Genomic DNA, 13,404 nt, shown 5'->3' on the forward strand with positions numbered 1-13,404 from the left:
TTCCTGAATGTCATTTCTTCTCCTTTTAGAAAAAATAAAAAAATCTGATTAGAATTTCCCCGATTTAGGGGATTGAAACGGAATTCTCTCCTCAAAGCCCAAAAAACCATTTACAATAGATTTGATTAGAATTTCCCCGATTTAGGGGATTGAAACTTCACTAGCACCTACTTCAATCTCTTCTTGAAGCCCTAATTTGATTAGAATTTCCCCGATTTAGGGGATTGAAACGAACGAGTATTCGCCGCTAAACAAATACCCGCCATTGCACATTTGATTAGAATTTCCCCGATTTAGGGGATTGAAACATCCATAACACCTTTCTTTTGCGCCTCGAGTTCTGATTTGATTAGAATTTCCCCGATTTAGGGGATTGAAACACGCATCTTATCGTTATTAGAGTGCCATTTGTCCCAATCTGATTAGAATTTCCCCGATTTAGGGGATTGAAACGGTAAAGTCGCTTTTTTCATTTTATACTCCTTGATAAATTTGATTAGAATTTCCCAGATTTAGGGGATTGAAACCAACAAAACCCCTCTAATTTCAAATTTTTTATTCTCTTATTTGATTAGAATTTCCCCGATTTAGGGGATTGAAACTTGCATTTTAGCTGCATAAGAATAGAGCTTTTCGCGGTCAATTTGATTAGAATTTCCCCGATTTAGGGGATTGAAACTGTTATTAGATGCTAAATCAAGCAGATTTTTCATTGTATTTGATTAGAATTTCCCCGATTTAGGGGATTGAAACCTCTCAGCTATTTAAAAATATTGAAGCTCACGCTTTTGGGGATCTGATTAGAATTTCCCCGATTTAGGGGATTGAAACATCCCAAATCTCAGTATCTTCGTCATACCAAGATCTGATTAGAATTTCCCCGATTTAGGGGATTGAAACATAGTCGTCGTTACTTACGGAGCTTGATACGTTGTTATATCTGATTAGAATTTCCCCGATTTAGGGGATTGAAACGTTTGATAGAACTTTTAGATTATAATCATTTCCTTGAATATCTGATTAGAATTTCCCCGATTTAGGGGATTGAAACATTTATTTACTACAATAAAGAATTCTGGGTGCATAATGCTATTTATCTGATTAGAATTTCCCCGATTTAGGGGATTGAAACTTCATATACGAATTTTTGAGCTTTTGTTTTAACATAGACATCTGATTAGAATTTCCCCGATTTAGGGGATTGAAACATCATTCTTCGAATGTTTCTTACGTCCTAAGATACGGTCTATCTGATTAGAATTTCCCCGATTTAGGGGATTGAAACACCGAAGCCAAAACGTTATCAATGTGAGCAATTACGCCATCTGATTAGAATTTCCCCGATTTAGGGGATTGAAACTTAGCAATCTTAACGTTTAGCGTTTCCTCATTTTTTGGGATCTGATTAGAATTTCCCCGATTTAGGGGATTGAAACCTTTATCCCCTACTTCAATTAAAAGTAGAGGTAATCTGATTAGAATTTCCCCGATTTAGGGGATTGAAACGCAGTTATTAAAAGGAATTTTTTATTTCCGTTAGGGATTTTATCTGATTAGAATTTCCCCGATTTAGGGGATTGAAACAATGTTAAGTTTATCGGTCATTTCTTGATCTAACTTATTTGATCTGATTAGAATTTCCCCGATTTAGGGGATTGAAACTTCTATCACGTATAAAATATTACCTTTTCGATCTCTAAATCTGATTAGAATTTCCCCGATCTAGGGGATTGGGGCAAATGAGTTTTGCCTCGTATGATGCTGTGTGATCACGCTGATTTGATTAAATTTCAAGATATAAACTAAAATTTAATGTATTTTTTAAAAGCACTCCGTAAATTGACAGAATTTGACAACTAAACTCCCTATAATCACGCCCAAAGTTGATATGGCGGGTTTGAATTCTATGAATAATTTTATTATTTTTCGAAAAAGAATTTTAAAACAAAGGAGAAAGTATGAAAATTTTGTTTAAAGTGTTTTTGATTGGTTTGATCGGAGTTGTATTTTCCGGTTGTTTTATAGTAATGCCGCCCGATAAAGAAACGGTAATGGCTCAGCAGCTAGATGTTTGGTGTATCCTTAGAGAGAATAAGGATAAGGAAAGATATGAGGAATCTATACGTAAAGCAAAGTCGTTCCTTGATAAAGATAAGTATGGAGATAGAGTTCAAATAGCTCCAAGAGGAGAGTATAGCGTTTCGCTATTAGATAGAGCTTTTAGTGGTGACAATCACCCGGGACTATACTGGCGTGAATATGGTTTGGTGTATAAGCCGATAACTTGCGATAGGGAAAATAAAAAGCTTAACATGGTTGTAGAAATCACACCTCATAAAGTTAAAGCCCAGAATGAGAAAGATGGAAAAAACGAAGATACTTATACCTTTATTAACTTTTTAAAAGAGCGAACGGCTCAATTGCTTTATTCCTCTAAGGAGATCGGCGAGCTAATGGAGCTTGGTTCATCACTCGATTTAATTTTTATCGATTATGAAACAAGAAAAGAGATCGATAAAAGTACTTATGATTTTGCGGGTTACAAAGCGTATAATGAAAAGTAGGTATAAGTATAAGTTTAACTACCTGACAATTGATTATCGAGTATTCGCCGCGAGAGTTAAATAAGATAGCTAATTTTTGCTTTGCTTCAATTGGAAGACGATGCGACAGATAGTAGAATAACCGGCTTTTCAAATTGCCCGATTGTTTATAAATTTAAAGGAAGGAAAATGTTATGAGAACACTGTTTTTAGTATTAATTGCTATATTTTTAATAGGGTGTGTAGAACCGGACCCGGAAAGCTACTATGGAAGGGTTAATAGAAAAGATGAGTTTACGACCAACTTCCAAAGTAGAAGGCTAGCCAATGAGCTAATCGTCTTATTTGATATGGGCGAAAAATCTCAATATGGAAACGATTACTTTGATAACGCGCTTAAAATAGCCGATTATGAAAACGATGTAAAGCTTTCGGAAGTTAAAAGCTTTTTAGCTTCAAAAGGAGCTGCGCCGTTACGCGTTTATGAACGTGCGGTTAAAAGCAGCGGCAAGAATAAGTTTAAGAGATATTCGGGCAGGCTAAACGCCGAAGTTGTTGCTCTAGTTCCTTTCGACACTCAGTTTCGAAAAGCGCAAAAGAATTGCTTTGATGGTACTTCCCTATGCTTATTTGATGAATTTCCGTTACTTACCGAAACGGACGTGGAAGGAGATATGGCTTCAATGATGATAAATTTTGTTGAAGTAAAATCGGCTTTCAATAACTATCAAGATGGCTTTACGCCGGTAAAGATTACCATCCATACCGCAACTTATACCGGTGCGAAACTCAATACTATCTTAAGTAAAATTCCGAAAAAAGCATTTGAACATAATGAGTTAAACTAAATAAGAGAGTCGGATGAATGAGGTAGAATGGATCAATAAATACGGCTTTTGCTAGGAATGGTTTTAGGTAGCGAGGAATTCGGTTAGAATTTCCCCGATCTAGGGGATTAAAACTAAAAAGCTCTAAATTTAATCTCTCTCATCGATTATATTTGATTAGAATCTCCCCGATCTAGGGGTTTGGTTTCTCTTGACATCTAAAATTTTCAATCTATTCTCCTGGTTTAATTAAAATTTCCCCCTCATTTTTTAAATTCCCTTTTTGATTGACAGAATTTGACACTACGACTCACTATAATTGCGTTCAAAGTCGGAGGTAAAACGCCGACGAGATCAATTAAAGGGGTTGTAATGAAAAAGATTGTGTTGTCGCTAGCAGCGGTTGGAGTTATGAGTGGCGCTTTAGCGCAAGAGGTGCCGAATTTAGCCAATATTGCACCGAGCAATTACGGCTCGTACGTCCCTACGCTTGATTTTTACGTCAAAGGCAAGGACATAACGGACAGTGTGTCTTTTGCGGTAGGACTAGACAATAAATTCGGTCTAGCTCGAGGTGTCGCTTCGGCTAGCTCGTTTTGCGTAATTTTTCAAAAAATAATTTAAGTTTAGTTGCGATAAAATTTCAAAAATATAACGCGAAGGAGGCAAGATGGCTAAATACCTATACGGTGCAAGTATCCAGGGTATACAAGAGTATATTTACGCCACGAACAAGTTGCAAGAGATCATCGGTGCCAGCGAAATAATAGACTCGCTCGGACAAAAATTTAATGACAAGCAAGAGAGCGAGGGCGCGATATTTGGCGTCTTTGACGAACTAAGGGCGAACGGCTTAGTAGAGCAAATTTTGCTTAATGCCGCGGGAAATTTTAGAGCGATCGTAGATGGCGAGGAAAATTTAAAAAAGATCGTCAGGGATCTGCCTAAAAAGATAATGCAAAATGCTTACGGCATTACCATCTCTCAGGCTACCGCTCCTTATAATGGCGGCGACTACGAAAAAGCCTCGAAAGAGCTCGAACGAAAGCTAAAAATTCAGCGCAACCGCCCGAGCTTGCCGCTTGATATGAGTATAAATTTTATGGCTCTTGCGCCTAAGACGGCGCGACCTATCGTAAAATTTGATGACGATGATGCATTAGATATTTCGTCGGTTCAAAAGAGAGAGGCACACGGGAGATGGTTTAAGAGCCACCCGGGAGCTAAAGAATTAAAAGAATTTAGCCAAATTTCAAATAAGAAAAATAAACTAGCCGTTATCCACGCAGACGGCAACGGGCTTGGTGTATTAGTTAAAAATTTGATTGGAGTCGTAAAAAAGAGCGATGATACTGGAGCTATAGCTAGATTTTCGCAGGCGCTTGATAAAGCGACAAAAGATGCATTTGCCAATGCCAAAGTAAAAACAAAAGTCGCTCTTGGCAAAGATGATCTAAAGATAAAAGCGCTAATTTTAAGCGGCGACGATATGACGGCGGTTTGCGATGCGGATATAGCGTTAGAATTTACTAAAAATTTTATCGAGGAATTTGAAAAGGAAACGGACAAGAAAAAGCCCGATATAAAGGAAAAGCTCACGATGTGCGCGGGGATTGCTTATTGTAACGAAAAATTCCCGTTTCATTATGCGGCAGCTCTAGCCGAGGAGCTTTGCGGCGCGGCAAAAAAGCACAGTAAGGATCGCTACGTAAACGATGCCGAAAAGGACATAGCGCCAAGCTGCTTAATGTTTCATAACGTCCAAAGCTCAAATTTCCAAAGCTGGGATAAATTTATAAAAGATGAACTGACGATCGGGGGCGAAAAAGAAGGGCGCGCGACCGATGGCAAAAACGCTAGCGAAATCAGATGTGATTTCGGACCTTATTATTTAGGCGATACTACCAAATCAAAAAACGAGCCAAAGGTAGAAAATTTTATAAATTTAGCCAAAATGTATCGCGGCGAAAAAAGCCCCAAGGGCAAACTGCGAGAGTGGATAAAGGAGCTTGGCATAAACGATAGATTAGCCAAAGTTATGCTAGATAGAATAAATGAGATGTTAGAAAATAGGGGCGAATTTGATAAGGCCCTGAAGGCTCTTTACAGCGAGTTATCGTGCGGAAATTTGATTTTAGAAAAGGACGGGGCGCAAAAAACGCCGATTTACGACGTATTGCAAATTCTCTCCGTTACTTTGGGTGCGGAAGATAAAAAAGCGGAGGGCAAAAATGACGATAAATTACGAGCTTAAATTTTTCGACTACTGGCACGTTAGTAGCGGCCTTAGCGGTGGAGCGGCGCTTGATAGCTATGTAGTAAAAAACTCCGCAAGCCTTCCGTATGTACCCGGTAAAACGATAAAGGGGCTTGTGCGCGAGGCGGCAGAGCTGTTTTGGGATCAAGGCGATATAAGCGAGTGCTTCGGCTCACGAGGCAGTAAAAATAAGCGAAATAGCGGTGATGAGCAAAACGATAACGACGATACTACGCAGGCAAAGTGCTATTTTAGCAGCGCAACTATAGATGAAAAAATCGCTGCCGAAATTACGTCAAATAACTTGCAGCGCAATCTTTTTGAAATCATTTCGGCTACCAAAATCGACGACAACGGCATTGCGGCAGATAATTCGCTAAGAGATATAGAAGTCGTTTTGCCTATAAGCTTAAAAGGTGAGATCCAAAATGTAAGCGGTGAAATCGCCCAAAATTTAAAACGCGCGCTAGAGATGATAAAGCGGATAGGGCTAAACCGCAACCGAGGCCTCGGCAGATGCGAATTTAAAGTTAAGGAGCTACGATGAGAGAGCTTAGATTTGAGATAACTTTTAAAAGCCCCATTATTTTGCAGGCAAGTTCTAACACACAGGGCAAGATGAGCTCGCTTGATTTTATCCCGGGAAGTGCATTTTTGGGTATGGTGGCTAGCAGATATAGCGGCTTTGGCGATCCTTTTAAAATTTTTCATAGCGGAGCAGTGAAATTTTGCGATGCTGCGCCGATTAAGGACGGTAAAGAATTTTTTAAAATTCCGCTTTCCTATTTTCACGAAAAGCTTGACGATAGCAAAATTTATAACCACCATCTGTTATGCAAATATAAAGATGAGGAGCGGAACAAATTTAACGATTTTACCCAGCTAAAACAGATGCGAAGCGGCTACATAAATGATGAAAAAAAGCAGCTTAGCCTGGATCGAGATTTTTCTCAAAAAAGCGCCTACGATAAAGAGAAAAGACGCTCTATGGATAGTCAGATGTATGGCTACGAGGCGTTTAGAGCCGGAATGAAATGGCGATTTAGCGTTAAATTTGACGCTAACGTGAGCGAAGACGACATCAGTCGTGCAAAAGAAACGCTAGAGCGCTCAACTAGGCTCGGCAAATCAAAGAGCGCCGAGTATGGGGCGGTAGAGATTAAATTTATAGGCGAAAATACAGACAAAATCCAAAGCTTTACGCCGCTCGAGGGATATACTTTTATTTACGCCAAATCCCGCCTTGCGCTTATTGACGAAAACGGCAATCCAAGCTACGACGTAAAATATATTTTGCCGAATTTAAATGAAAATAATGTCGATTACGCCAAGACACAGATTAGAATTTCAAATTTCACCCCTTATAACGGCGCTCGTAGTACGAAAGACTACGAGCGAGCCTGCATAAATAAAGGTAGCGTAATTGCTTTGAAAAATTTAAGTGCCGAGCAGATAGTCGCGCTAAAAAACGGCGTCGGATCGTATTTGAGCGAGGGTTTTGGCGAAGTGCTGATAAATCCGTGGTTTTTAGACGGCGGCAATGTAAAGGATAATCCGATAGAATTCCAAAAAGAAGCGGAGACTGAGCGCTCAACCGGAAAAATACCGACACAAAGTGATTTGGCTAAATTTTTAAAACAAAAACAGACTACGAAAGACCAAACTCTTGAAATAGCCGAGGGGGTGGCTGATTTTATAGAAAGCCATAAAGATAAATTTAGCAAAATTTCAAAATCACAATGGGGCGCAATAAGGTCGATATGCAGAGATGTTGCTACTAATGATAGCGTACTTGACGACAAAGAGGCTAAAATCAGCAATCAAACCACCGAGGAAAAAGACGAAAATATAGCAGATCAAGTATCTAAATTTATACGTAATGGCGTTAGAAAAGCAAACTGGGATTGCGAAAAAGAAACTGGCAATGGTCATGTGCTTTTAAAAGCGATTAAAGAGAGCAAAAATAAGCTTAAATTTACGCTGCTCTTATCAATGCAAATGCCAAAAATCACAGGAGAAAAGCAATGAAAAGATTTTTAGCGCACGTCATCATAGAAGCCAAAACTCCGTTAAAAGTCGGCGGCGGCAAAAATGATCTATTTTTGGATGCACCGGTGCAAAGAGATTGGAACGGCTTGCCGATGATCTTAGGCACTTCGGTTGCAGGGATTTTGCGCAGGGCGTTTGAAGATAATGCCGGCAAGGATGCCGCGAATAAAATTTTTGGAACCAAGCGCGAGGAAAAGGGTCGGGGCGGAAATGGAAAGGAAAGTAAAGACGAAAATAAAAAAGAAGACGAAGATTTACTCGGCTCAAGACTAATTATCTCAAACGCTCTGTTGCTCGTCGATAAGAATAACAAGGTTTGCGAAGAGTTGCTTTTAGAAAAGAGCGAATTTTTGCGTTATTTTGATATTTTGCCGATTAGAGATCATGTAGCCATAGGCGCGAATGGCGCAGCGAAAGATGCAGGCAAATTTGACGAAGAAGTTGTATTTAAGGGTACTAGATTTAAATTCTCACTTGAGTTTGACGGAAGCAAAGAGGAGTTCGGGGGAATTTTAAATCTGCTTTGTGATCCTACGCTAAGACTTGGCGGCGGAAGCTCGAAAGGCTTTGGCTCGCTTGGAATTTTAGAGATAAAATGGGGTGAGTTTGAGCTGGACAGATACTCGAGCAGTTTAAATTTTAGCTCCGATGGGTTTGCGAAATTTACACCCGAGAGTGTAACGGACGGTAATTTGAAAAGACAAAAATTTATCAGATACGAACTTAAAATTTCACCCGATGATTTCTTTATGTTTGGAAGCGGATTCGGCGATAAGGACGCGGATCAAACGTCCGTGCTTGAGAGCGTGATCGACTATAAAAATGAACGCCTTAGCAAGCGTAAAATTTTAATTCCGGCAAGCTCGGTAAAAGGCGCATTATCACACCGAACGGCGTTTCATTTTAATAAAATTAATAAACAGTTCGGCAAAAAGGCCAAGGTCGGCAGTGAAAACGAAGCCGTAAGAGAAATTTTCGGCTACGAAAAGAATAAAAACGATAAAGGCGCCAAAGGCAAAATTTTAATCAGCGATTGCTTTTTGGATTACGACGAAGTAAAAGATACGAAGGTTTTCGAACACGTCAGCATCGACCGCTTCACGGGTGGAGCGATCGATAGCGCTTTGTTTCAAGAAAAAGCGGTCGCAAAAAGAGATGAATTTATAATAGAAATTTTGCTTAGAAACGATGCACGCGACGATGCGGAAAAGAGGGCTTTTAAGAATGTATTAGAGGCTTTTGAAACGGCTTTAGATGACGTAGTTCAGGGGCGTTTGCCGCTTGGTGGAGCAACCACAAAAGGGTATGGATTTTTTAAAGGCAGGGTCTTAAAATACAACGAAGGACGGATAGAAAATGAAAAAGAATAGAGATGAAATTTTAAAATACGTGAATGAAAATTTAAAAGGCTACGAGGGCTATATCCAGCTAATGGGTGAAAAAATCGACGAGAAGCACCTATTTTTAGCGGGCGAGCGAACTCCTGGTCTAGGCGAAGACGAGCTAATTTACGAGGCGCGTTTTTTTGATGAGAAGTCCAAAAAGAGCGTTTCTATCCGCCAGATAAACGACGCCTGGTTTGTCGATGAGACGGAGTTGGGGGGCGCAAATTTAGATCCGAAGAAAAACCCCGACATAAAAGAATTTCACTCTAAATTTAAACCCGAGTTTTCTGCCAAATTCAAAGAAGTCAAAATAAAAATGGCTCAAATTTGGCAAGATGAAAAAGACGAGTTTTGTGAAGTACCTCAAGACAGTGGAACTCTTGAGGGTTTGCCAGTATTGAAACTTCAAAAGATAGTATTTGCAGGCTTTGTAAAAGATGAAAAGGATAAAAAATGATAACTGCTCCATATAATTTTGTACCGCTAAACGATAAAATTTTCTACCCGCCTTGGGCTAGTGAGAACATTCTTAAAAATATCCATGACGTGCCGTTTGAAGACGGCGAAAGCGGCGTAATCGAGCTAGAGGTAACCGCCAAAAGCCCTATTTTTATAAAGGATGGCAAAAATCCGAGCGAGTTTTGCCATTCCATAAACGAAAATGGAGGCAAAGAGTATTATATCCCCGCAACTAGCATCAAGGGCATGATAAGAAACGTGCTTGAGATAATGAGTTTTGGTAAAATTCGCATAGATGAAAGTAAGCATAAAAAGTATCTTAGCGTCAGGGACATGACGTATAAGAAAAACTCAGCTAATGACATGACAAAATTAGTCGGAAAAGCCGATAACTGTGGATTTTTAATTAAAAACGGCGATAGCTATATAATAGAGAAATGCGCAGATATTAGAACAATATGTCTGCTCAAAAATACGAACTACGAAGAAATAGGAAAGCTCGAAACAGCCAAGGAAAAATATAAAAAATTTGGCTTGTTAAAAGAGATAAATTTTACTCCTTATGATGAAAAATCAAAAACTAAAACGGGACAAGAAATAACAATTAAACGAGCTAAATTTGATAAGCAAGGACGGAAAGGCATCTTAGTTTTTACGGGTAATATAGATAAGAAAAGACATGAATTCGTCTTTGCCAAAGACGGCAAGAAAATTCAGTTAGATAAAAATGTCTTTGAAGACTTTAAAAAGGTTTATTTTGATAATGAAGACTCGATAGATGGGCAATATTGGAAAGAACAGTTTAATAAAGGCATGCCAGTGCCTATTTTTTATATGGGAAATGATATTAAAATAACGGCTATCGGATTAACGCAACTTTTTAAACTGGCTTACAAAAAAACGATTTTCGAAGCAGCAAAGCAAGTAGGCGACGAAACAAAATTTGACTTAGCCGAAACAATTTTCGGAACCGTTAGAGGCGATAAAGCCCTAAAAGGACGAGTGCATTTTTCGCATTTTAAATCGAGTTTTGAGCGATTTGAGGCTCCGAAGGAAGGGGTATTCGGTACGCCAAATCCTAGCTATTATCCAAACTACCTGGAGCAGCAACCAAATGGTTTGTATATAACGCTTATGAGCAAGGATGCCAAAATAAGGGGGTATAAGCGATATCCGCTGCATTCTGGCGCGGAGCAATTAAGTGTCGGAAATGATAACGAAAAGATGAAAGTTAAATTTAAACCGCTTTCTGCAAATAGCGTTTTTAAGGGCAAGATCGTATTTCATAATCTTAAAAAGGTCGAAATCGGAGCGCTGATAAGTGCGATAACTTTTCACGGCAGAAGTAATAAATTTATGCATAATATCGGCTTTGCTAAGCCTTACGGTTACGGAAAAATAGATATAGAGCTTGCACTACAAGGATTAAAATATAGTCAAGACGAATATCTAAAGGAATTTGAAAAACAAATGAATGAGTTTGTACCGAATTGGCTTAATACTGAGCAGCTAACAGAACTTCATAAAATGGCAAGCGTGGGTTATAAGGATTCAAGACTATTGCGGTATCAGCAGCTAGAGAATGAGAAATCCGAATACTTTAAAGGAAAAAATAACCATCAAGAAAAGAATGAATTCTCGGGAGCCAAAAGCTACAATGAGCGTTTAAGCCCGTACTCCGGTATGGTTGTGTATTCAAAGCCGCAAAAGCCACTACAAAGTCCTAATGGACGAAATCACAATAATGGCAGAGACAATCGAGGATGTAAAAAATGACGCATTACGAAAAAAGAAATTTTCAAAAAATAGTCGTTTCGCTTTTGGGAAGCTCTCTTTTAGGGTATAAGGCGTTTTTTATCATCGCGGGAGTATTGCTGTTTTTCGCTTGGTTGCCAGATGGAATGTCGTCGCTACTAGATAAAATTTTCGGCGGCGAAATTTTAAAATGGAGCGCCAAAGACGGCACTATGGCGGTTCAAATTTTAGGCTCTATAGCGATTTTTGGGATCATCAAACGAATAATTCCCAAAGACGTCCCTAATGTCGATATATGTATAAATGATAGACCCAAAAGAGCTAAAGTTCTGGTACTATTTTTAAGCGAAAATAATGGCGGAATAGAAGAAATTTTGAAATTTAAAACTATCGATGAGTATGGAAGAAATAATTACAGAATGCCGCTTACGGCGATAGATTATCATAAAGACAAGCTTGAAAAGATAATAATCGCTTGTTCTGAAAAATCTCACGGAGATAGAGAGAAATTTTTAAAATGCATACAAAATCTCTTTGGCAAGGAGCTTGTGGATATAGCGAATGTACGATATATAAAGAATTTCGAAGACGCAAAAAGCGTCTATAAATTTTTAGAAAGCGTATATAGACAGCTTAAGCAAGAGGGCTTTATGGAGGACGACATTGTATTTGATGTCACGGGAGGGCAAAAGGCGATAAGTATAGCCGGAGCGATGTTTGCGATACCCAACGACAGGCATTTGCAGTACGTCTCCACTAGCGATTATACTGTCAAGCACTATGATTTAACATATATGCAAAATGAGGAGTAAAATATGAAAATTATAACGATTTTAGGCTTAATTTCAAAAAATGAAGAAATCGGAATTCCTATTTATAGATATGACGATAAGCTTAAAGGCTCATTTTCTTTAAAAAGAGAACGATATATAAATATGTTTTCGCTCTTAATAGATAATTTTGGAGCTCAAGATATTGTTCCTATTTTTACGCAATTGGCTAAAAAAATTCAAATCGGTGTTTTGAAAGAAGAGTTTCAAAATGAGTATAATGAAATCTTTAACGATAGAAATTTTATTGACGGTGAGAAGGACTTCTATAAAATTTTACGCATCATAAACGATGCTACTAGCGATGATGACAAATATATAATTGATCTGACCCATGGTTTTAGGCATATACCTATATTAGCGACTATATCATTAATATCAAAAAGCCTAAGCAATACAGAAAAAATCAAACATATATTTTTTGCGAAAGAGATAGAACCGAAAAAGGAGTATGAAATAATTGACCTAAAGGAATATCTAGAGCTTGCAAATATGTCGTATGTACTAGAAACTTTTAATCATAATTACACGGTTTCATTGGTTTCTAAATTTAAAAATAAGAATTTTTGCAACCTTGTAAGTCGGTTATCAACCATCTCTAATCATATACTATCGAATTCGCTAAAAGCTCTTAATAAAGATGTTGATAAAATTCTAAGCGATATAGATTTTATTTTAAAGAATGAGCAAATAGAAACTTTTAAAGGCAGTCTTGAAGATATACAACGACACATAAGGGAGCTTCAAGAAATAGGTAAAGAAAAAGATTCCATAAAATTTTATAGAATGTCTAGAATTCTAAACTCCAAAGGTTATTTATTAAATGCTATAACTTTGCTATTTGAGGCCATAGGATATTACTGCGCGGAAAGCTTTGAGTGCTTTGGCGACGATATAAAAGCGCATATAAATAACTTTAAAAACAGTAGAAAATTTAATGCTTATGATTTGACACATGAGTCTAGGACTATTGTAAAAAAAATGGGATTGAGGAATGGAGCCTATTTAACAAGCATTGCAGTGCATGATAATATACAAAAGAAGTTAGAAAGTATAAAAACTCTTGGCGCCTTTAGGGATTTTATAAAAGATGCCGAAAAATTAAGAAATAATCTAGCTCATGGTAATGCCAACGAAAGGATAGAAGACTCAAAGCAAGAGTTATCAAGATTATTAGATAAATATAATTCATTTTGTATACAGCAAAATATATTGGGAAATAAAATATGAAAACCCTCTTTACGCTAATAAACCACACCTTGACGTCGGAGCAAGAAGAAGACGCGAGGAAGAATTTAA

Annotated in this window: 11 protein-coding genes and 1 CRISPR repeat array; all 11 genes read left to right on the forward strand. The window is 38.0% G+C overall.

Annotated elements, in window-relative coordinates:
- Window positions 1-42 precede the first annotated feature (42 nt).
- A CRISPR array of direct repeats spans window positions 43-1,737; the repeat unit is 34 nt; unit sequence TGATTAGAATTTCCCCGATTTAGGGGATTGAAAC.
- Window positions 1,738-1,958: 221 nt separating this feature from the next.
- The 11 genes from Q0257_RS00310 to Q0257_RS00360 all read left to right on the forward strand — a co-directional run bounded on the left by Q0257_RS00310 (window position 1,959) and on the right by Q0257_RS00360 (window position 13,335).
- A complete protein-coding gene (locus Q0257_RS00310) occupies window positions 1,959-2,564 on the forward strand; it encodes a hypothetical protein (RefSeq protein ID WP_298020105.1) in 606 nt (201 codons plus the stop codon).
- 173 nt (window positions 2,565-2,737) lie between these two features.
- Window positions 2,738-3,391, forward strand: coding sequence for a hypothetical protein (locus Q0257_RS00315; protein ID WP_298020108.1), 654 nt, complete (start codon window positions 2,738-2,740; stop codon window positions 3,389-3,391).
- Window positions 3,392-3,742: 351 nt separating this feature from the next.
- Entirely contained in the window at window positions 3,743-3,994 is a 252-nt protein-coding gene (locus tag Q0257_RS00320; protein ID WP_298020112.1) for a hypothetical protein, read from the forward strand.
- Between the two features lie 46 nt (window positions 3,995-4,040).
- Complete coding sequence (locus tag Q0257_RS00325; protein ID WP_298020114.1) at window positions 4,041-5,624, forward strand: hypothetical protein; 1,584 nt, start codon at window positions 4,041-4,043, stop codon at window positions 5,622-5,624.
- Window positions 5,602-6,174 (forward strand): RAMP superfamily CRISPR-associated protein, encoded by a 573-nt coding sequence (locus Q0257_RS00330; protein ID WP_298020116.1) that lies wholly within the window; start codon window positions 5,602-5,604, stop codon window positions 6,172-6,174. Before Q0257_RS00325 ends, Q0257_RS00330 begins: the two co-directional genes overlap by 23 nt.
- Entirely contained in the window at window positions 6,171-7,655 is a 1,485-nt protein-coding gene (locus tag Q0257_RS00335; RefSeq protein WP_298020118.1) for a hypothetical protein, read from the forward strand. The genes Q0257_RS00330 and Q0257_RS00335 overlap by 4 nt, the downstream gene beginning before the upstream one ends.
- Window positions 7,652-9,046 (forward strand): RAMP superfamily CRISPR-associated protein, encoded by a 1,395-nt coding sequence (locus Q0257_RS00340; RefSeq protein ID WP_298020121.1) that lies wholly within the window; start codon window positions 7,652-7,654, stop codon window positions 9,044-9,046. The genes Q0257_RS00335 and Q0257_RS00340 overlap by 4 nt, the downstream gene beginning before the upstream one ends.
- The gene (locus tag Q0257_RS00345; RefSeq protein WP_298020124.1) at window positions 9,033-9,518 is read left to right on the forward strand and encodes a TIGR04423 family type III CRISPR-associated protein; all 486 of its coding nucleotides are present in this window, start codon (window positions 9,033-9,035) and stop codon (window positions 9,516-9,518) included. The genes Q0257_RS00340 and Q0257_RS00345 overlap by 14 nt, the downstream gene beginning before the upstream one ends.
- Window positions 9,515-11,296 carry a TIGR03986 family CRISPR-associated RAMP protein gene (locus tag Q0257_RS00350; RefSeq protein WP_298020127.1) on the forward strand — a complete coding sequence of 594 codons (1,782 nt, stop codon included), beginning with the start codon at window positions 9,515-9,517 and terminating at the stop codon, window positions 11,294-11,296. The genes Q0257_RS00345 and Q0257_RS00350 overlap by 4 nt, the downstream gene beginning before the upstream one ends.
- The gene (locus Q0257_RS00355) at window positions 11,293-12,087 is read left to right on the forward strand and encodes a hypothetical protein (RefSeq protein ID WP_298020130.1); all 795 of its coding nucleotides are present in this window, start codon (window positions 11,293-11,295) and stop codon (window positions 12,085-12,087) included. Before Q0257_RS00350 ends, Q0257_RS00355 begins: the two co-directional genes overlap by 4 nt.
- A gap of 3 nt (window positions 12,088-12,090) precedes the next feature.
- Window positions 12,091-13,335: a TM1812 family CRISPR-associated protein gene (locus Q0257_RS00360; RefSeq protein ID WP_295150865.1), complete on the forward strand. Its 1,245-nt coding sequence runs from the start codon at window positions 12,091-12,093 to the stop codon at window positions 13,333-13,335.
- The last annotated feature ends 69 nt before the right edge of the window (window positions 13,336-13,404 follow it).

This window comes from uncultured Campylobacter sp. (assembly GCF_938018035.1).
Classification (GTDB): Bacteria; Campylobacterota; Campylobacteria; order Campylobacterales; family Campylobacteraceae; genus Campylobacter_B.

Bases quoted from the DNA above. Each gene is read 5' to 3' on its own strand.
- Q0257_RS00345 (WP_298020124.1), top strand. From the start codon at position 9,033: ATGAAAAAGAATAGAGATGAAATTTTAAAATACGTGAATGAAAATTTA.
- Q0257_RS00355 (WP_298020130.1), top strand. From the start codon at position 11,293: ATGACGCATTACGAAAAAAGAAATTTTCAAAAAATAGTCGTTTCGCTT.
- Q0257_RS00330 (WP_298020116.1), top strand. From the start codon at position 5,602: ATGACGATAAATTACGAGCTTAAATTTTTCGACTACTGGCACGTTAGT.
- Q0257_RS00350 (WP_298020127.1), top strand. From the start codon at position 9,515: ATGATAACTGCTCCATATAATTTTGTACCGCTAAACGATAAAATTTTC.
- Q0257_RS00360 (WP_295150865.1), top strand. From the start codon at position 12,091: ATGAAAATTATAACGATTTTAGGCTTAATTTCAAAAAATGAAGAAATC.
- Q0257_RS00310 (WP_298020105.1), top strand. From the start codon at position 1,959: ATGAAAATTTTGTTTAAAGTGTTTTTGATTGGTTTGATCGGAGTTGTA.
- Q0257_RS00340 (WP_298020121.1), top strand. From the start codon at position 7,652: ATGAAAAGATTTTTAGCGCACGTCATCATAGAAGCCAAAACTCCGTTA.
- Q0257_RS00320 (WP_298020112.1), top strand. From the start codon at position 3,743: ATGAAAAAGATTGTGTTGTCGCTAGCAGCGGTTGGAGTTATGAGTGGC.
- Q0257_RS00315 (WP_298020108.1), top strand. From the start codon at position 2,738: ATGAGAACACTGTTTTTAGTATTAATTGCTATATTTTTAATAGGGTGT.
- Q0257_RS00335 (WP_298020118.1), top strand. From the start codon at position 6,171: ATGAGAGAGCTTAGATTTGAGATAACTTTTAAAAGCCCCATTATTTTG.
- Q0257_RS00325 (WP_298020114.1), top strand. From the start codon at position 4,041: ATGGCTAAATACCTATACGGTGCAAGTATCCAGGGTATACAAGAGTAT.